The organism is Ancylobacter sp. SL191, from assembly GCF_026625645.1.
In the GTDB taxonomy this organism is placed as follows: domain Bacteria; phylum Pseudomonadota; class Alphaproteobacteria; order Rhizobiales; family Xanthobacteraceae; genus Ancylobacter.
Window position 1 is genome coordinate 310,370 of the sequence record NZ_CP113056.1, and the last position, 19,534, is coordinate 329,903.

Consider the following 19,534-nt stretch of genomic DNA (forward strand, 5'->3'; position numbering starts at 1 on the left):
ATCATGGCCGATATTCACAAACCCGATGTGGACGCCATCAGCGGCGTCGCGACGACCGGCCATGAGTGGGACGGCATCCGCGAGCTGAACACCCCCCTGCCGCGCTGGTGGCTGTGGGTGTTCTACATCACCATCGTCTGGTCCGTGGCCTATTGGGTGGTGTACCCGGCCTGGCCGATGGTCAGCTCCTACACCAGCGGCGTGCTCGGCTGGAAGTCGCGCGATGCGGTGCAGGTGCAGCTCGCCGACCTCGCCGCGCAGCGCGCCGTCTTCGCCGACAAGCTTCAGGCCGCCTCGCTGGAGCAGATCGAAAGCACACCGGAGCTCCTGGCCTTCGCCCGGGCCCAGGGCCGCGCGGCCTTCGGCGACAATTGCGCTCCCTGCCACGGGGCGGGCGGCGGCGGGGCCAAGGGCTACCCGAACCTGAATGACGACGACTGGATGTGGGGCGGCTCGCTGGAACAGATCCAGCAGACATTGATCCACGGCATCCGCTCGGCGGACCCGGACGCGCATATCGGCGACATGCCCGCCTTCGGCCGTGACGGTATCCTGCAGCGCCCGGAGATCGTCGCGGTGGCGGACTATGTCCGCTCGCTCAGCAACCTGCCGGTGCCGGTCGGCGTCACACCGGACCTCGCCAAGGGCAAGGAGCTGTTCGAGGCGAACTGCGCCGCCTGCCACGGCGCCGACGGCAAGGGCAATATCGAGCTCGGCGCGCCGAACCTCACCGACGGCATCTGGCTCTATGGCTCCGACCGCAACAGCGTGATCGCCACGCTGACCAATGGCCGCGGCGGCATCATGCCGGCCTGGGGCACGCGCCTCGATCCGACCACCATCAAAGCGCTGACCGTCTATGTCCATGCGCTGGGCGGCGGCCAGTAGAGACCTTTCCGATCCGGTGGCGACACCTGATCGGAGACCGGCATGCCGGCGCGCGCAGAAGGGCGCGCGCGGCCTGACAAACTCCCGGATCGGTCCAGCGGACCGTCCGGGAGGACGGCGTCGAGGAGCTTGGCACACCGTGGCGTGCCGCCGCATAAGCATTTTCCCGCCCGTCATCGACCGGATCGAAGGCGTAGCTTCGAAGCCCTAAAAGAAGCTGTCGCCGTGCCCGGGGAAGACGATGAACGTGGCAACCAAACCGCAAACCGTGGACACCGAGATCGACGGACCGCTCTATGAGGCGCGCCGCAAGATCTACCCGATCGCCGTCCACGGCACCTTCCGCCGCATCAAGTGGACGCTGCTAGTCATCACTCTCGGCATCTACTATCTGCTGCCCTTCCTGCGCTGGGACCGCGGCCCGAACGCGCCCTCGCAGGCGGTGCTGGTCGATCTGGTCAATGGCCGCTTCTACTTCTTCTTCATCGAGATCTGGCCGCAGGAAATCTATTACGTCACGGGTCTGTTGATCCTGGCCGCGCTGGTGCTGTTCCTGATGAACGCCGTCGCTGGCCGGCTCTGGTGCGGCTATCTCTGCCCGCAGACCGTGTGGACCGACCTGTTCCAGGCGATCGAGCGCATGGTCGAGGGCGATCCGCGCCAGCGCCGCGAGAAGCTCAAGCACGCCTCGCGCACGCAGCGCGCCTTCGAGGCCGCCTCCAAGCACTTCCTCTGGCTGATGGTCGCGTGGTGGACCGGTGGCGCCTGGGTGCTCTATTTCGCCGACGCGCCGACGCTGACGATGCAACTCCTCAAGGGCGAGGGGCCCGCGGTCGCCTATCTGTGGATCGGCATCCTCACCTTCACCACCTATGTGCTCGCCGGCCACATGCGCGAGCAGGTGTGTACCTATATGTGCCCCTGGCCGCGCATCCAGGCGGCGCTGACCGACGAATACGCGCTCAACGTCACCTATCGCTATGACCGGGGCGAGCCGCGCGGCTCGTTCAAGAAGACCGAGGCGCTGAAGCGTGATGGCCTGCCGGCCGGCGACTGCATCGACTGCCGGCAATGCGTCGCCGCCTGCCCGACGGGCGTGGATATCCGCCTCGGCAGCCAGCTCGCCTGCATCCAGTGCGGCCTTTGCATCGACGCCTGCGACACGGTGATGAAGAAGGTCGGCCGGCCCACGGCGCTGATCGCCTACGACACCGAGATGAACGTTGAGCGCCGCATGAAGGGGCTGGCGCCGATCACCCGCATCTTCCGCGCCCGCACCGTGCTCTATCTCGCGCTGATCGCGCTGATCGGCGGCATCATGCTCTACACGCTCGCCGCGCGGACCACGGAAAGCGTCTCGGTGCTGCATGATCGCAACCCGCTCTTCATCCAGCTCTCGGACGGCTCGATCCGCAACGCCTACACGCTGCGCATCGTCAACAAGCTGAACCAGCCGCGCCGCTTCGCCATCTCGGTGGCAGGCGTACCGGACGCGCGGCTCGAGGTCGCGGGCGGGGTGAGCACGATGGTCAATGACGCGCCGGTGGTCGAGGTTGGCCCAGACCAGACCTATGAGTTGCGCGTGCTGGTCTCGACCCACGCCAAGCTGCCGGCCAATGCCTCGCTTGCCGCGACCTTCACCATCACCGACATCGCCGCCGGCCAGGCGAGCACGGCGCCCGACCACTTCAAGGGCCCCTGAGGAGAACCGCCATGGCCTATGACGCCACCGATGCCGCTGGGACCGCCGGCCGTCCGATCACCGGGCGCACCGTGCTCGCCATCTTCCTCGGCTTCTTCGGCATCGTCTTCGCCGCCAATTTCTTCCTGGTCCGCGCGGCGGTGACGAGCTTCGGCGGGGTGGAAACGGAAAGCTCCTACAAGGCCGGCCTCGATTTCCGCCGCGATAGCGAGGCCGCGGCGGCGCAGGCCCGGTTGCGCTGGCAGGTCGACGCCCATGTCGAGCCGTCCCGCGTCGTAGTGAGCGCGCGCGACGCCATGGGTCTGCCGCTCGCCGGCGTCGATCTCGCCGTCGAGCTGCATCACCCGACCAACCGCAAGCTCGACATGGTGCTGACGCCGAGCGAGGTCACCGAGGGTCAGTGGACCGCGCGCGGCGACATTCCGCCCGGCCAATGGGAGCTGGTGATCGACTTCACCCGCGGCGGCGAGCGCGTCTACCGCTCGATGAACCGCATCGTCGTGCATTAGGGCACTCGCATGGGCGCGCAGGTCATCGCCTTTCCGCGTGCGGCCGAGCCGGCACCGGCTCCCGCTGCGCCGACACCGGATGAGGCGCCGCGCGATTTCTCACTGTTCCTGCGCGAGGAGCCCGGCGGCGGGGCGGAGATGGCCTTCGCCATTGAGGGCATCGACTGCGCCGCCTGCATCGACGAGATCGAGGACGCGGCCGAGGCGCTGGACGGTGTTGTCCGCGCCCGGCTGAACTACACCGCCCATCGCCTCACTGTCGGCTGGACGGCGCGCGAGAAAGCGCGGCCCGACGCGGTGCTCGATGCGCTCGGCCGCATCGGCTATCGCGCCTACCCGTTCGAGGCGGACCGGCTGGAAGCCATCGAGCACGCCAATGCCCGCCATTTGCTGCGCTGCCTCGCGGTCGCGGGCTTCGCGGCGATGAACATCATGCTGCTTTCGGTCTCGATCTGGTCGGGTAACGCCACCGACATCACCCCGGAGACGCGCGACCTGTTCCATTGGCTCTCGGCGGTGATCGCGCTGCCGGCCGCCGCCTATGCCGGACAGCCCTTCTTCCAGAGCGCACTGCGGGCGCTGAAGTCGCGCTCGCTCAACATGGACGTGCCGATCACGCTCGGCGTCATGCTGGCGCTCGGCGTCTCGGTCTTCGAGACGCTGAACCATGCCGAGCATGCCTATTTCGATTCCGCCGTGATGCTGCTCTTCTTCCTGCTCACCGGCCGCTATCTCGACCACGCCATGCGCCGCAAGACGCGGGCCGAGGCCGGCAATCTCGCTGCGCTGAAGGCGGTGAGCGCGCGCCGTTTTGCCCCCGATGGCAGCCTCGTCACCGTTCCCGCCGCCGCCGTGGTGGCGGGCGACGAAGTCCTGGTGAGCGCGGGCGAGCGGGCGCCGGTCGACGGCATCGTCGTCTCCGGCCGCGCGGCGGTGGATGAGAGCCTCGTCACCGGCGAGACGCTGCCCCGCCCGGTGGAGGCCGGCGCCACGGTCCATGCCGGCAGCCTCGTGCAGGACGGCGCGCTGCGGCTGCGGACCACGGCGGCGGGCGAGGACACGTTTCTCGACGAGATCGAGCGGCTGCTCGACAAGGCGGCGACGGCGCGCGGGCGCTACGTGCGCCTTGCCGACCGGGCGGCGCGGCTCTACGCGCCGGTGGTCCACGCGACCGCGCTTCTGTCGCTGATCGGCTGGCTCATCGCCGGTGCCTCGCTGCACCAGGCGGTGCTGATCGCCGTCGCCGTGCTCATCATCACCTGCCCCTGTGCGCTGGCGCTGGCGGTGCCCGCCGTGCAGGTGGTCGCCGCCGGCACGCTGATGCGCCACGGCATCCTGCTCAATTCGGGCGACGCCTTCGAGCGGCTGGCCGAGGTCGATACCGTCGCCTTCGACAAGACAGGCACGCTCACTTTGCCGGAGCCGAGCGTCGCCAACGCCGCCGACATTCCTCCCGACCTGATGGACGCCGCGGCGCGGTTGGCGCTCGCCAGCACCCACCCGCTCGCCCGCGCCATCGCCGCCCTGCGGCCGGACGCCGTGCCGGTGGCGGCGGCGCGCGAGACCTCCGGCTTCGGCCTCGAGGGCACCATCAACGGGCGGATCGCGCGGCTCGGCAGCCCGGCCTTCTGCGGCTGCGCCGACGATGCCCCACATGCGGCGGACACCTCGCTGGTGGCGGTGCGGCTCGGCGAGCGCACGGCCGTGCTGGAGATCCGCCAGGCGCTGCGGCCGGATGCGCAGGCGGTGATGAGCCGGCTGAAAACCTCCGGCGGGCGACGTGGCGCGGGCCTGCATGTCGTGGTGCTTTCCGGCGATCGGGAGGAAGCCGTCGCTCCCGTCGCCGCCACGCTTGGCGTCGTCGACTGGTGGTCGCAGACCCGCCCGGCCGGCAAGATCGCCGTGCTCGACGGCCTCGCCAAAGAGGGCCGCCGCGTGCTGATGGTCGGCGATGGCCTCAATGACGCGCCTTCGCTCGCCAGCGCCCATGTCTCGCTCTCGCCAATCACCGCCGCGGACGTGACCCGCGCCCATGCCGACGCGGTGTTCCTCGGCGACCGGCTCGCCCCGGTCGAAACCGCGCTGGCCGTCGCCGCCAAGGCGCGCGCGCTGATGCGCGAGAACCTGTTGATCGCCGTCGTCTACAACCTCATCGCCGTGCCGCTCGCCATTTCCGGGCTAGTGACCCCGCTCATCGCCGCGCTCGCCATGTCCGGTTCCTCGGTGATCGTCACGCTCAACGCGCTGCGCGCCCGCACCGGCATCAAGGGGGGCCCGATGACCATCCTGCTCTATCTGGTCCCCGCAGCCCTCGGCCTCGGCCTCATCGGCCTGCTCGCCTTCCTGTGGTCGCTGCGCAGCGGGCAATATGACGATCTCGACGGCGCCGCGCTGCGGGTGCTGAACGATGACGACCTCGCCCCGCCGGCCCAAGGCCCGAGGCGGCCATGAGCGCGGGCGACCTGTTCGGCAGCGAGGCGGAGGGGCTACGCGCCGGCCGGCTCGGCTGCGCCTGCCCGGAGGACGCGCCGCTGGCGCTGCGCCGCCGCGCCGGGGCGCTGCCGCTCGCCGCCGGCTTCGCCCTCGTGGTGCTGGCGCAGGCGCTCACCCTCGGTGCCCTGCCGCTGGCCGGCGCCATGCTGGCGCCCACCCACGCGCTCGGCGGGCGGATCCCCGCCGCCGGCCTGCCGCTCGCCGCCTTCCTCGCCGGGGCGGCGCTGGCGAGCCTGCCCGCCAGCCTGCTGCTCGACGGCTTTGGCCGCCGCGCCGGCTTCGCGCTGGGGGCGAGCCTCGGCGTCGCCGGCGGGCTCATCTGCGCCTATGCGGTGATGGCGGCGGCCTTTCCGCTGCTGGTCGTCGGCGCCTTCTGGCTCGGCGCCGCGCAAGGCTTCGGCATGTTCTACCGCCACGCTGCCGCCTTCGGCGCGGAAGCCGCCGGCCGGCCGGGAGCGGTCGCCCGGCTCATCGGCGCCGGCGCGCTGGCCGGGCTTGCCGGCCCGCTGCTGGCCGAGCGGGCGGAAGCCTTGTTCGTGCCCTACAGCTTCGCCGGCACGCTGATCCTCGCCGCCCTCGCCCAGCTCGGCGCGCTCGCCTTCGCGGTGATGCTGCCGGAAGCGCGGTTTTCCCATGCCGACTTCACCGTCGAGGCCACCGCCTCGCGCGCAGCGCCCCCGGCTTTGGCCTGGCGCGCGCTTGCCGTGCCGACGCTGATCGGGGCGATGGCCTGGGGAGCGATGACCTCGGCCATGGCCGGGGCGCCGCTGGCGCTGGTTGGCTGCGGCGTTGGCGTGCCGCTGGTCTCCGGCCTCGTCGCCTGGCATGTGGTGGCGATGTACGCCCCGGCGCTGGCCGGTGGTGCGCTGGCCCAACGGCTCGGCGCCGCGCGGCTGGCGGCGCTGGCGCTCACACTCTGCCTTGGTGCGGCCGCGATGGTGCGGCTGGCGCCCGATGCGCTGGGCATCGGCGCGGCCTTTCTCTGCGTCGGCGCCGGCTGGTCGCTCGCCATGTGCGGAGCGACGCTGATGCTGCATGAGGCGGGTCGCCCGACCCGCCTGCAGCTCGCCGCCCATGACGGGCTGATGCTGGCCGCCGCGCTGGCGGGCGTGCTCGTATCGGGCGCGCTCGCCTGACGATCAGGGCCGCAGGCCGGCGGCGAGGCGCGCCTCAATGGCGTCGAGCACCGGCAGCAGGTCCGCCACCGTATCGATGACGAAATGCGCGCCCGCGCCCGCGAGCTTGTCGGTGGCGCGCTTGCGCAGCGCGGCGCGCTCATCCGGCGAGAGCCGGTCGAGCTCGGCCTTGGAGAGGCCCGCCGCATTGCCGGAGAGGGCGAGACCCACCGTCCAGGTGCCGGCGGCCAGCCCCTCGGCGATGCCCGGCTCGGTATCGTCGAGCTTCACACAAGCGCTCGGCGGCCACACGCCGATATCGGCGAAGGTGCGGTACATCATCAGCGGGCTCGGCCGCCCCGCCGCGAGATCGCCAGCGCACACCACATTATCCGGCGCATAGCCGGCGCTGGCGGCGAGCGGCATCAACTTTTCCATGATCGGGCGGGTATAGCCCGTGGTGGAGCCGATCTTCATGCCGCGCCGGCGGGCTTCGGTCACCACGTCGAGCAGGCCGGGGATGAGGTCGGCGTGGCGCGGGATGACCTCGACATTGAGCGGCTCGAACACGGCGAGCACGCGGTCGACATCAGCCTCGGTTGGGGCGGAGCCATGCGCCTCCTGCCAGCGCGGTGCGATGGCCGGGCTGTAGATCAGGCTCGCCACATGGTCGCGCTTGGGCAGGCCCATCGGCCCGCGCGCCTCCTCGATGGAGACCGCCACGCCGAATCGCGCGAAGGCTTCGACAAAAGCGCCCATCGGGGCGCGGGAGCCGAAATCAACGGCCGTGCCGGCCCAGTCCAGAATCAGCGCCTTGAGCATGGTCCAGTCCTCAAAAGGTGAGACGATCAGCCGAACAGCTCCGCCACCGCTTCCTCGGCGATGGCAAAACCGGTGGAAGCGCCGGTGCCGCTGGTTACCACCACGAGGCGGATGTCGTCATGCGGCCGGTCGATGAAGGCAAGCCGGTCGCTCGCCGAGGCATAGGTGCCGATCCAGCGTTCCGTCACTTGCGGCCGGCGCCCGAACAGCGCGGCATATTCGTCAAGGATCAGCTCATCGACGAACTCCGGCGCGAAGGGATCGGGCGTGGCGCCGTAATGATGGCTATCGCCGACCACCAGCGAACCATCGGCCGACTGGACGACGATGAGATGAACGCCATGCTCCAGATGCGCGGCCTGCTCCACGGCAAGCCGGCGCTTCAGCGGCTCGGCCTCGGGAAGCTCGGCATAGCCGAGATAGCGGCCGAGCGAGAGGTCGGTCATCACCGAGCCGGGCAGCGAGCCGAGCGCGGGATCGCTGACGCGCAGCATGTGCAGCTTGCAGCGGGTGACGCCGTAGAGCTTGAAGCGGTCCTCGAACAGCGTGTGGAAATCATCGCCCGGCGCGACGACGATGCGCGCCGCGGTGACGGTGCCGCCGGAGGTGTGGACCTTGCCCGGCTCCACCCCGGTCACCGCCGTCTCGCGGCGGAAGGTGACGCCCTGCCCGGCGAGCCAGGCGGCGAGCTTGGGGATGGCGTGGCGCGATTCTACCCGCATGTCGTGCGGGCTCCACAGCGCGCCGGAGAGCTCGCCGGTCAGCGCCGGCAGGTGGTCGCGGGCCTCGTCCGGTGTCAGCAGTTCGCAGCCCTCGCCCATCTCGGTGGCGCGGAAGGCCTCCAGCACCGGCATAGCCTCGGCGCGGCGCCCGGCGACCAGCAGGCCGCGATGGATCACCTCGATGCCGGCCTGAGGCGCGATCTCGGCCCAGATGTCGCGCGAGCGCACAGCGCGGCGCCAGCATTCGCCGCGCTGCTGGCCGGTGACGGTGACGAAACCGAAATTGCGGATCGAGGCGCCATTGGCCTGCGCATCACGGTCGATCACCACAACCTTGAGGCCCCGCCTCAGCGCCGCGATCGCGTGACCCAGACCAACGACTCCCGCGCCGACAATAGCGAGATCATAGCTGTGCGACATGGGAAGCATCCGGCAGAGCTGCAAAGGGAAAGACGGCAGAGGGGAAGGCGGGAGGTGGGAACAGCCTCATAGCGCGTTCGCCGCCGGCGCGCTACGCGATCAAGGGCCGAACCTCGCGGGTTCAGTTGGCGGCGGCCGAGGTCTTGCGCATGGGCAGGCCGAGCGCGACCAGATCCTCGCGCACCTGGCGGGCGATCTCGGCGCGCGGGAAGAAGCGGGCGACCATCGCGTCGGTGTCGGCGGCCCAGAGCGGCGCGACCTCGGTAAGACGGCGTATGTCCGCGCGCGCGGCGTCCTCCTCGCCGGCGAGATGGGCGGCGAGCGCGCGGGCGAGCAGACCCGGCGCAAAACCCTCGCCCATCAGCTGGTCGGCGGCGGCGGCCGCGCCCGGCGCATCGCCGCGCAGATAGGCGGCGATCACCTGGTAATAATCCACCGAGGGCGGCATGCCCGGGGCGATCCTGGTGGCGCTCGCCAGCATTGCCTCCCCCCGCTCGACCTCGCCGAGCAGGATAAGCTGCCCGCCGAAGTCGGCGAGCACGTCGACATCATAGGGATTGAGCGCCAGCGCCGCCTCGCCGGCGGCCAGCACCCCGCCACGCTCGCCGCGGAAGAAATGCACATGCATCAGCACGCGCTGGGCGAGGGAACTGGTCGGGGCAAGTTCCACCGCCTGCTCGGCAGCGGCCAGCGCCCGATTCGCGGCGGGCTTAGGCGAAGCAGCGGGGGCAGCGTTGCGGATCTCGTCGAGCGTCAGCTCGGCCAGCAGCGCATAGCCCAGCGCGAAGCCGCGATCGGCCGCTACGGCGGCTTCGAGGCAGGCGCGCGCCCGCTCGTGCTCCTCCGGCCGGTAGGAGCGCCAGTAGGAATAGGCGAGCAGCACGCAGCCATAGGGACCGGCACTGGCGGGGCCGCCCGCCGCCATCACCTGTGCCCGCGCCCGCGCCTGAATGACGCCATAGGGCTCGGCGATCGCCGCCATGATGTCGCGCACCAGCGCGACCTCCGAGGCGGTGACGTCGCCGCCGCGCTTCAGGCTGTCGAACTCGCGCGACCAGACGATGGTGCCGTCGCACATGTCGGAGAGCCGCAGCAGCAGCGAGATGCTGCCATCGTCATGGTTCTCCACCAGCCCGCCGAGGGCGAACACCGAATGCGGCGAGTTGCTGCCCGGCCCGCAATCGAGCGCGGGACGCACATCCGGGCTCGCCAGCACGTCCAGCAGGTCGAAATGGGCGAGCGCGTCGCGCACCCGCACCTCCAGCGCGCGGGCGGTGAAGTCGCCGCTGGTGACGGCGCCGGCCGAGCCGGTGATCTCGCTCGGCGGCAGCGGCTTGCCACCGGTGGAATCGAAGGCGCGCACCTCGATCATCGGCATGCCCAGCCGGTTGGCGCGCTCCACCGGCTTCAGCGCGGCGCTGGAGACAAGCGCGCGCCAGCCGACGGGATCGACCATGTCGACGGTGAAGGCGGTGACGAGCAGGACCGCGAGCAGGAAAAGCGTACCGAGGGCGACGAGCCGCGGCAGGCGGCGGCGGGCGCCCGGCGCGCCAGCGCTCTCGGGCAACGCGGGAGAGAGGGGTGCGTCGGAAGGAGCCCCATCCTCGGTTTCTGCGGCTGGCTCGGTCTCGGGCGCGAGCGGCGCCTCGCTGCCCCGCCGAAGCACGAATTGCGGTACATAACTACCGCGCGGCACGGCGATTTCGATCTCATCGCCCGCCCCCGCCCCGGCATAGTAGCGCTCCAGCGCCCGGCGCAGCCGGGTGGCCTCGACGCGGACGATAGGATCGGTCTGCGGGTCGAAGGAGGCGTCGCGGCCCAGCGCCTCGACCGCGATCGTGTAGCCCTTGATGGCGTCGGCCCGGCCCTGCAGCGTCGCCTCGACGATGAAGCGCAGGATGGTCGACAGTTGCGGGGAGGAGCGCAGTTCTTCCGATTCCAGCACCTGCGCCAAGGCCCGGCGCACCGCCTCGGGCGGCGGCTCGACCGGCGCGTCGCCGCCGGTCGCCACCGGCGTGGCCGCGCTATCGGCTGTGGGGCTATCGGACATCAGGCTGTCCTGTGAACGGAATGCACGCACCCGGTAGGCCAGCGGGATGCGCTTGTCGACCAAATAACGTGACGCTGGGTGACTGTAACGCCCCGTAAGGCAAGTTCATGACCACCCCTGCCGCGTCGCCCGCACGGCGGGGCACATAGCGAGGCACATGACGAGGAAGGAGGGCGCGGCGGGGTGCCACGGGGCCGTTGGGCGCCACGCCAGAAAGGAAAGTGATCACATCATAATTATTTCTCGTGAGCGCGGGCGTGCTCAAGCATTATACATGATCAAAAGCGCGGCCCCCACCTATGGACCGTCTACCGGAGCTCATCATGTCCGTCGCCTATGATTACGATCTCGCCACCACCACCCCGAACGACCTTGAGGCGTTCTGGATGGGCTTCACCGCGAACCGCGCCTTCAAGCGTCGCCCGCGCATGGTCTCCAAGGCGAAGGACATGCACTATTACACGCCGGAGGGCCGGGCGATCCTCGACGGTTCCGCCGGCCTGTGGTGCTCCAATGCCGGCCACAACCGGGCGCCCATCGTCGCCGCGATCCAGAAGCAGGCGGCGGAGATGGACTTCGCCCCGACCTTCCAGTTCGGCCACCCGCTCGCCTTCAAGGCGGCCTCGCGCATTGCCGAGCTGGCGCCGGGCGATCTCGATCACGTGTTCTTCTGCAACTCCGGTTCGGAAGCCGGCGACACCGCGCTGAAGATCGCGCTGGCCTTCCATGCCGTGACCGGCAAGGGCACCCGCACCCGCCTGATCGGCCGCGAGCGCGGCTATCACGGCGTCGGCTTCGGCGGCATCACGGTCGGCGGGATCTCGCCCAACCGCCGCTTCTTCGGCAGCCTGCTGGCGGGCGCCGACCACCTGCCGCACACCTATGACCGCGAGAAGCAGGCCTTCTCCAAGGGCGAGCCGGAATGGGGCGCCGAGCGCGCCGAGGCGCTGGAGGGCATCGTCGCCCTGCATGACGCGCAGACCATCGCCGCCGTCATCGTCGAGCCGATGGCTGGCTCCACCGGCGGCCTGCCCGCGCCCAAGGGCTATCTCAAGCGCCTGCGCGAGATTTGCGACAAGTACGGCATCCTGCTGATCTTCGACGAGGTCATCACCGGCTTCGGCCGCCTCGGCTTCCCCTTCGCCGCCGAGCGCTATGGCGTGGTGCCGGACATGATCACCTTCGCCAAGGGCGTGACCTCCGGCGCGGTGCCGATGGGCGGCGTGATCGTGCGCAAGCACATCTACGACACCTTCATGAACGGCCCGGAGCATGTGATCGAGCTGTTCCACGGCTATACCTATTCCGGCCATCCGCTGGCCTGCGCCGCCTCGCTGGCGACGCTGGACGTCTACCGCGACGAAGCCCTGTTCGAGCGCGCCCGCGCCATGGAGCCGACCTTCGCCGACGCGGTGATGACGCTGAAGGGCAAGCCCGGCCTGCTGGACATCCGCACCGTCGGCCTCGTCGCCGCCTTCGACATGGCGCCGAAGCCCGAGACGCCCGGCAAGCGCGGCTATGAGGCGATGGAGCATGCCTTCCACGAGGAGAGTCTGATGTTCCGCGCGACCGGCGACACCATCGCCGTGAGCCCGCCGCTCATCATCAACGAGTCGCAGATTGGCGAACTGGTCGAGAAGATCGGCAAGACCATCGACGCGGTGATGTGAGGCCGGCAGGCCTTCACGTCATCCCGGCCCTCTATGAAGATGTCATCCCGGCCGCGCCAAGCGCGCGCCGGGATCGCTCTCCGGCCTCTCCCACGCGATCCCGGATCTGGCCTGACGGCCATTCCGGGATGACGTTTGTTGGATGCCCCGGACGCAGCGACGTCCGGCGCACATTTCTGCTATGAGCGGGCGCCATGCGCGCCTTCGACCAGCCCCTCCCCATTGACGATGCCCTGCCCGCACTGGCGGGCGTCCTGCGCGCGCGCAGTTCCGCCGTGCTGGTCGCCCCGCCCGGCGCGGGCAAGACGACGCGCGTGCCGCTCGCCTTGCTGGATGAGCCGTGGGTCGCCGGCCGCAAGATCCTCGTGCTGGAACCGCGCCGCATCGCCGCCCGCGCCGCCGCCGAGCGCATGGCCGCGACGCTGGGCGAGAGCGCCGGCCAGACCGTCGGCTACCGTGCCCGCTTCGGCTCCAAAGTGGGGCGTGCGACCCGCATCGAGGTCATCACCGAGGGCATCTTCACCCGCATGATGCTGGACGACCCGGAGCTGTCCGGCGTCGCCGCCGTGCTGTTCGACGAGTTCCACGAGCGCAGCCTCGACGCCGATCTCGGCCTTGCCCTCGCCCTCGACGCCCAGGGCGCGCTGCGCGAGGATCTGCGACTGCTGGTCATGTCCGCGACGCTGGACGGCGCCCGCGTCGCCCGGCTGCTCGGAGCCGAGGCGCCGGTGATCGAAAGCCTCGGCCGCGCCTTTCCGATCGAGACCCGCTATCTCGGGCGCGACCCGCGCGCGCCGATCGACCGGCAGATGGCGGAGGCGGTGCAGCACGCGCTGGCCAGCGAGGCCGGCTCCATCCTCGCCTTCCTGCCCGGCGCCGGCGAGATTCGCCGCACCGAGCGCGTACTGCACGAGGCGATCCGCGACCCCTCGGTCGACATCGCCCCGCTCTACGGCGCACTTGATCCGCGCGAGCAGGACCGCGCCATCGCGCCATCGCCGGCCGGGCGGCGCAAAGTGGTGCTGGCGACCTCCATCGCCGAGACCAGCCTCACCATCGAGGGCGTGCGCGTCGTCATCGACAGCGGCCTTGCCCGCGTGCCGCGTTTCGAGCCGGGCTTCGGGCTGACGCGGCTGGAGACGGTGCGCGTTTCCCGTGCCGCCGCCGACCAGCGCCGTGGCCGCGCCGGCCGCACCGCGCCGGGCGTGTGCCTGCGGCTCTGGAACGAGCCGGAAACGGCGAGCCTTCCGGCCTTCGCGGCGCCGGAAATCCTCGCCGCCGACCTCTCCCGCCTCGTGCTCGACCTCGCCGTCTGGGGCGTGCGCGAGCCCGGCGCGCTGGCCTTCCTCGATCCGCCGCCCGATGCCGCGTGGCGGGAGGCGCAGGCGCTGCTGCGCACGCTCGGCGCGCTCGATGCCGACGGGCAGGCGAGCGAGCGCGGCCGGGCCATGGCGCGCCTGCCGCTGGAGCCGCGCCTCGCCCGCATGGTGATCGACGGCGCCGCGCGGGGCGCCGGGCTCATGGCGGGGCGCATCGCCGCCATCGTTTCGGAACGCGGACTGGGCGGGGATGGCGTCGACCTCGCCCACCGGCTGGACGGCTTCGCACGCGAGAGCGGACGGCGGGTGGAGGAAGCCCGGCGCCTCGCCGAGCGCTGGGCGCGCGAAGCCGAGGGCCTCGCCAGCCGAACGCCACATCATGATACCTCGCTCTTCGCTCCTTCCCCCGCCGCGCTGCTGGCGCTGGCCTTTCCCGACCGCGTGGCGCGGGCCCGCGGCGACGGGCGGCGCTTCGTGCTGGCCAATGGGCGCGGCGCGGCGATGGACCCTGCCGCAGCGCTCGCCCGCGCGCCCTTTCTCGCCGTGGCGGAGCTGACCGGCACGGCGGATGAGGCGCGCATCCTGCTCGCGGCGGAACTTACCGAAGCGGAGCTGGAAGCCGAGTTCGGCGACGCCATCACGCAGGCCATTGAGACCAGTTTCGATGCCGCCGCCGGTGCCCTGCGGGCCCGGCAGGTGCGCCGGCTTGGCGGGCTGGTGCTCGCCGAGCGCCCGGCGGCAGTGAAAGCCGGGCCGGAGACCGCGCGGGCGCTCGCGCAGGCGGCGCAGTCACGGGGGCTGGAGCGGCTCGGCTGGTCGGATCATCAGCGTCAATGGCTCGACCGGGTGCGCTTTCTCCATGCCCGCCTGCCGGAGACTTGGCCGGATCTGTCCTGGGAGCAGATGGCAGAGGGCGTGGAGGACTGGCTGGCACCTGAGCTCGACGGACTGACCAGCCTCGGCCAGATCGACGCCAGCCGGCTCGGTCAGGCGTTGCAGGCCCTTCTGCCCTGGGAACTCGCCGGACGGCTCGACGCGGAGGCGCCGACGCATATCGAAGTGCCAACGGGTAGCAAAATACCGGTCGATTACGCCGCCGAGGGTGGCCCGATGCTGAGCGTGCGGGTGCAGGAGCTTTTCGGCCTCAAGACCCATCCGAGCCTCGCGCAGGGCCGGGTGCCGCTGACGCTGGCGCTGCTCTCCCCCGCCCACCGGCCGATCCAGCTCACGCGCGACCTGCCGGCCTTCTGGGCCGGCTCCTGGCGCGACGTGCGCGCCGACATGCGCGGGCGCTACCCCCGCCATCCCTGGCCGGAAGACCCGGCCCATGCCGAGCCGACCCGCCGCGCCAAGCCGCGGAGTTGAGGCGCGCCGCTGAGCCACGTCGGCCCAGCCGGCGTTGCATCGAATCCTGAACGATCCGGCTGCAAAGCATTAACCACGGAGGCAGTAACCGCCCCGCCAAACGGCGTGGAGCGAGCGATTTAACGCGCGGTCAACATCTGCGGCGCAGGCTGAACCCACAACAAAATCTGTCCGAAGACAGATAGCGGCAAAGACAGCGCAAGCAGAGTAGGCCCATGAGAGAGCTGGTTGACAGGGAGCTGATCGGTCGCGACATGCGGCGGCGCGCAGCGGTTGCCCGCCGCGGGCACAGCACCGGCCTGGAATACGGGCTGATCGCCGCCGCACTCGCCATCGCCATCGTCACGGTGGTCGCCGGGCTCAGCGCCCGCTATGGCGGGGAGGCGAATGCCGCCGCCACGATGACCGTCGACCGGGCGGCGCGCTGAGGCGTCAGCCCATGACCGGCGCGCGCCGGCGCGGCACAACGGCGCGGCCGACGAGGATCTTGTCCACCCGCCGCCCATCCATGTCCACCACCTCGAAGCGCCAGCCCAGCGTCTCGAAGACGGCGCCTTCCTGCGGCAGCTTCTTGAGCTCGTGCAGCACGAAGCCCGCCGCTGTGTGGAAACCGGCCTCCTGCGGCAGCCGTATGCCAAGCACCTCCGCCAGTTCGTCCACCGGCGTCGATCCCGCGACCAGATAGCTGCCATCGGCGCGCTCGACCACGTCGGGCTTCACCTGCCCGCCCTCGTCGAACACGACCGAGCCGGCGATGGTGTCGAGCAAGTCCGCCGGTGTCAGCACGCCGACCATCGAGCCATATTCATCGACGACCAGCGCCAGCGGGGATTCCGAGTGGCGCAGCACCTTCATGGCGTCGAGCGCGCCGGCGGTCTCCACCAGCACCGCGCCCGGCTTCACATATTGGCGCGGATCCGGTGTCTCGCCGTTCAGATAGGCTTCCAGCAGGTCGCGAATGTCGATGACGCCAGTGGCCTCCTCCGGCGTGCCCTCGCAGGCGGGCATGCGGGTGTGGCGTGTCTCGCGAATGGTCTGGCGCACCGCGTCGGGGTCATCCGTCAGGTCGATCCAGTCGACCTCGGTGCGCGGCGTCATCACCGCGCGGACCGGGCGATCGGCGAGGCGCATGACGCCGGCGATCATCCGCCGCTCATCCGGGTCGATCACGCCGGCGGTCTCGGCTTCGGCGACGATGGCGCGGATTTCCTCGTCGGTGACGTTGCCGTCCTCGCCCTTGCTCTGCTCGCCCAGCAGCCGCAGCACGGCGCGCGAGGAGATGTCGAGCAGCCACACCGCCGGCGCGGCAACGCGCGACAGTACCATCATACCGGGAGCCACGAGGGTCGCCAGCTTCTCCGGGCTCTGCAAGGCCAGACGCTTGGGAATGAGCTCGCCGAGGATCAGCGAGATATAGGTGATCGCCGCTACCACCAGCGAATAGCCGAGGCCATCGGCAAGGCCGGGCGACAGGCCAAGGTCGCGCAGCCATTCGCCGAGCCGGCCGCCCAGCGTCGCGCCGGAAAAGGCGCCGGCGAGGATGCCGATCAGCGTGATGCCGATCTGGACGGTCGAGAGGAATCGGCCGGGATCGGCCGCGAGGGACAGCGCGATGCGGGCACCGCGCGAGCCTTTATCCGCCATGGCCCGCAAGCGCGCGGGACGGGCCGAGACCACTGAGAGCTCGGCCATGGCGAGGACGCCGTTGATCAGCACAAGCAGGACAACGACGGCGATTTCAAAGAGAGGCATTGGGTCCGTGAGGGTAAACTATGCCCCCATTATGGGGCAGCGCCGCCGCCTTGACCATGGCGCCGCCGCAATTTCCCGTGCCCGGCCGTGCGGATGACGCGGTTTGACGCCCGCGCGCGCTGGGCCTAGAAGCCCTCACCCCCTCCCAGTCCGGGCCCCGTCCATGTCGTTCAACACCTTCGGCCAGCTGTTTCGTGTCACCACCTTCGGCGAAAGCCATGGGCCGGCGATCGGCGGGGTGGTGGATGGCTGCCCACCCGGCATCCGCTTCCGGCTGGAGGAGATCCAGGACGCGCTGGACAAGCGCCGCCCCGGCCAGTCGCGCTTCACCACCCAGCGCCGCGAGCCGGACGAGGTGAAGGTGCTCTCCGGCACGCTGCCGCAGGAAGATGGGTCGCATATTACCACCGGCACGCCCATCGCCCTGCTGATCGAGAATGTCGACCAGCGCTCCAAGGACTATGCGCAGATCGCCGAGAGCTACCGGCCCGGCCATGCCGACTACGCCTATGACGTGAAATATGGCCTGCGCGACCATCGCGGCGGCGGGCGCTCCTCCGCCCGCGAGACCGCCGTGCGCGTCGCCGCCGGAGCACTGGCCGCCAAGGTGCTGGAAGGCGTCACCCTCACCGGCGCGCTGGTGCAGATGGGCGAGATCACCATCGACCGCGCCCAGTGGGACAGCGCCGAGATCGGCCGCAACCCGTTCTTCTGCCCGGATGCGCAGGCCGCCGCGCGGATGGAGACCTATCTCGACGGCATCCGCAAAAGCGGCTCCTCGGTCGGCGCCGTCATCGAGGTGATCGCCGAAGGCGTGCCCGCCGGCCTCGGCGCGCCGCTCTATGGCAAGCTGGACGCGGAGCTGGCGGGGGCGCTGATGAGCATCAACGCGGTGAAGGGCGTCGAGATCGGCGAGGGCTTCGCGAGCGCCACCCTCACCGGCGAGGACAATGCCGACGAGATGCGCATGGGCAATGACGGCAGGCCCGTCTTCCTCGCCAACCATGCCGGCGGCATTCTCGGCGGCATCTCGACCGGCCAGCCGGTGGTGGTGCGCTTCGCGGTGAAGCCGACCTCGTCCATCCTCACGCCGCGCAAGACGGTAACAAGATACGGCGACGACGCCGAGATCATTACCAAGGGCCGGCACGACCCCTGCGTCGGCATTCGCGCCGTGCCGGTGGGCGAGGCGATGGTCGCCTGCGTGCTGGCCGATCACCTGTTGCGGGCCCGCGCGCAGGTCGGCACGCCGCCCGCATGGCCCTTTCCGCGCTGAGGCGACGACCACTATTCAGTATTACTGAAAGGGTCGCGGTTTTTCATTGCTAGTGAATTTCGCCGCGCCTATGCTCGGGGCATGAAGCTTGCGGATTGGCTTGCCCTGACAGGAACGACGCGCAGCGCCTTCGCGCGCAGCGTCGGTCTGTCGCCGGCCAGCATCACCGCCCTGTGCAACGACCAGCAAGCCTGGGTCTCCCGCGACGTGGGCAGCCGGATCGCCGCCATGACCGGCGGCGCGGTCACGCCCAACGATTTTCTCGGGATCGATAGCGTCGAGATGGCAATGATGAGCGACAATCTGCAGGCCCGCGTTCAGGCGGCAATCGAGGCGTTCGCGCGCGGCGAGATGCTGGTGGTGACGGATGATGACGACCGCGAGAATGAGGGCGACCTCATCGTCGCGGCGGTTCACGCCACCCCCGAAAAGCTCGCTTTCATCGTCCGCCACACCTCCGGCATCGTCTGCACGCCGCTGCCGGCCGAGCACGCCAAGCGGCTGCGGCTGAACCCGATGGTGACGGATAATGACGCGCCGCACGCCACCGCCTTCACCATTTCCGTTGATTACCGGCACGGCACCACCACCGGCATCTCGGCCGAGGACCGCACCGCCACGGTGCGCGGGCTCGCCAACCCCAATGCCGGCGCGGCGGATTTCGTGCGGCCGGGCCATATCTTCCCGCTGATCGCCAAGGAAGGCGGGGTGCTCATGCGCTCGGGCCATACCGAGGCGGCGGTCGACCTGTGCCGGCTCGCCGATCTCGAACCCGTTGGCGTCATCTGCGAGCTGGTGAATGACGATGGTACGGTGATGCGGGGACCGAAGGTCACCGACTTCGCCGCCCAGCACAACCTCACCCGCATTTCGGTGGCCGATCTCATCGCCTATCGGCAGCTGCGCGAGAAGCTGGTGACGCGCACCGCCGAATTCACCGCCCCGACAGCGGTCGGCGACATGCACGGCATTTCCTATGTCACGCCCTTCGAGCCGGTGAACCATATCGCCCTCGTCCACGGCAAGATCGGCGACGGGCGCGACGTACTGGTACGATTGCACCGCGCCGACCCGATCGGCGACGTGTTCACCGGCGGCAGGGCGATCCGCGCCTCGCTGGAGCGCATCAAGGCCGAGGGGCGCGGGGTTCTGGTCTATCTGCGCGACGGCACCACGGGCGTTCCGGTGAACTCGGTGGGGCCGGACGGCAACGCCGCTGACAGCGCGCGGCTGCGCGACGAGAGCTGGCGCGAGGTCGGTCTCGGGGCGCAGATCCTGCGCGATCTCGGCATTTCCTCGATCCGGCTGCTGGCGTCCCGCGCGCGCACCTATGTCGGTGTCGCCGGCTTCGGCATCGAGATCACCGACACCGAGGTGCTGGACGCCTGACCCCGCTCACGCGAATGGCATCGCCGGGGGAGGTAAGGGCCT

At 70.4% G+C, this 19,534-nt stretch carries 14 protein-coding genes; 10 read left to right on the forward strand and 4 right to left on the reverse strand.

Features of this window, described 5'->3' with window-relative positions; translation table 11 throughout:
- The first annotated feature begins 3 nt into the window (after positions 1-3).
- From ccoP to OU996_RS01430, 5 genes are all read left to right on the forward strand, one after another.
- The gene (ccoP, locus tag OU996_RS01410) at positions 4-888 is read left to right on the forward strand and encodes a cytochrome-c oxidase, cbb3-type subunit III (protein ID WP_267583900.1); all 885 of its coding nucleotides are present in this window, start codon (positions 4-6) and stop codon (positions 886-888) included.
- A gap of 241 nt (positions 889-1,129) precedes the next feature.
- Positions 1,130-2,590, forward strand: coding sequence for a cytochrome c oxidase accessory protein CcoG (gene ccoG / locus OU996_RS01415; protein WP_267583901.1), 1,461 nt, complete (start codon positions 1,130-1,132; stop codon positions 2,588-2,590).
- Positions 2,591-2,601: 11 nt separating this feature from the next.
- Positions 2,602-3,099, forward strand: a complete 498-nt coding sequence (locus tag OU996_RS01420; RefSeq protein ID WP_267583902.1) for a FixH family protein — start codon at positions 2,602-2,604, stop codon at positions 3,097-3,099.
- A 9-nt stretch (positions 3,100-3,108) separates the two neighbouring features.
- A complete protein-coding gene (gene ccoS, locus OU996_RS01425; protein WP_267583903.1) occupies positions 3,109-5,550 on the forward strand; it encodes a cbb3-type cytochrome oxidase assembly protein CcoS in 2,442 nt (813 codons plus the stop codon).
- Positions 5,547-6,728, forward strand: a complete 1,182-nt coding sequence (locus tag OU996_RS01430; RefSeq protein WP_267583904.1) for a hypothetical protein — start codon at positions 5,547-5,549, stop codon at positions 6,726-6,728. Before ccoS ends, OU996_RS01430 begins: the two co-directional genes overlap by 4 nt.
- 3 nt (positions 6,729-6,731) lie before the next feature.
- Here OU996_RS01430 and phnX read toward each other — a convergent pair whose 3' ends face one another.
- The 3 genes from phnX to OU996_RS01445 all read right to left on the reverse strand — a co-directional run bounded on the left by phnX (position 6,732) and on the right by OU996_RS01445 (position 10,721).
- Positions 6,732-7,529: a phosphonoacetaldehyde hydrolase gene (phnX, locus tag OU996_RS01435; protein WP_267583905.1), complete on the reverse strand. Its 798-nt coding sequence runs from the start codon at positions 7,527-7,529 to the stop codon at positions 6,732-6,734.
- A 26-nt stretch (positions 7,530-7,555) separates the two neighbouring features.
- Positions 7,556-8,671 carry a TIGR03364 family FAD-dependent oxidoreductase gene (locus tag OU996_RS01440; protein ID WP_267583906.1) on the reverse strand — a complete coding sequence of 372 codons (1,116 nt, stop codon included), beginning with the start codon at positions 8,669-8,671 and terminating at the stop codon, positions 7,556-7,558.
- Positions 8,672-8,792: 121 nt separating this feature from the next.
- Positions 8,793-10,721 carry a hypothetical protein gene (locus OU996_RS01445; protein ID WP_267583907.1) on the reverse strand — a complete coding sequence of 643 codons (1,929 nt, stop codon included), beginning with the start codon at positions 10,719-10,721 and terminating at the stop codon, positions 8,793-8,795.
- Between the two features lie 323 nt (positions 10,722-11,044).
- On the opposite strand from OU996_RS01445, the gene OU996_RS01450 reads away from it, so the two are divergent.
- The 3 genes from OU996_RS01450 to OU996_RS01460 all read left to right on the forward strand — a co-directional run bounded on the left by OU996_RS01450 (position 11,045) and on the right by OU996_RS01460 (position 15,503).
- The gene (locus tag OU996_RS01450) at positions 11,045-12,391 is read left to right on the forward strand and encodes an aspartate aminotransferase family protein (protein WP_267583908.1); all 1,347 of its coding nucleotides are present in this window, start codon (positions 11,045-11,047) and stop codon (positions 12,389-12,391) included.
- Positions 12,392-12,585: 194 nt separating this feature from the next.
- On the forward strand, positions 12,586-15,075 hold the full coding sequence (gene hrpB / locus OU996_RS01455; RefSeq protein WP_267583909.1) for an ATP-dependent helicase HrpB: 2,490 nt from the start codon (positions 12,586-12,588) through the stop codon (positions 15,073-15,075).
- Between the two features lie 215 nt (positions 15,076-15,290).
- Complete coding sequence (locus OU996_RS01460; RefSeq protein ID WP_267583910.1) at positions 15,291-15,503, forward strand: hypothetical protein; 213 nt, start codon at positions 15,291-15,293, stop codon at positions 15,501-15,503.
- A gap of 4 nt (positions 15,504-15,507) precedes the next feature.
- Here the strand turns inward: OU996_RS01460 and OU996_RS01465 are convergent, their stop codons facing one another.
- Entirely contained in the window at positions 15,508-16,827 is a 1,320-nt protein-coding gene (locus tag OU996_RS01465) for a hemolysin family protein (protein ID WP_267583911.1), read from the reverse strand.
- A gap of 163 nt (positions 16,828-16,990) precedes the next feature.
- Between OU996_RS01465 and aroC the strand changes: the two genes are divergently transcribed.
- Both aroC and ribB read left to right on the forward strand, forming a co-directional pair.
- Positions 16,991-18,103 (forward strand): chorismate synthase, encoded by a 1,113-nt coding sequence (gene aroC, locus OU996_RS01470; RefSeq protein WP_267583912.1) that lies wholly within the window; start codon positions 16,991-16,993, stop codon positions 18,101-18,103.
- An 81-nt stretch (positions 18,104-18,184) separates the two neighbouring features.
- Positions 18,185-19,492 (forward strand): 3,4-dihydroxy-2-butanone-4-phosphate synthase, encoded by a 1,308-nt coding sequence (gene ribB, locus OU996_RS01475; protein WP_267583913.1) that lies wholly within the window; start codon positions 18,185-18,187, stop codon positions 19,490-19,492.
- Positions 19,493-19,534: the final 42 nt, after the last annotated feature.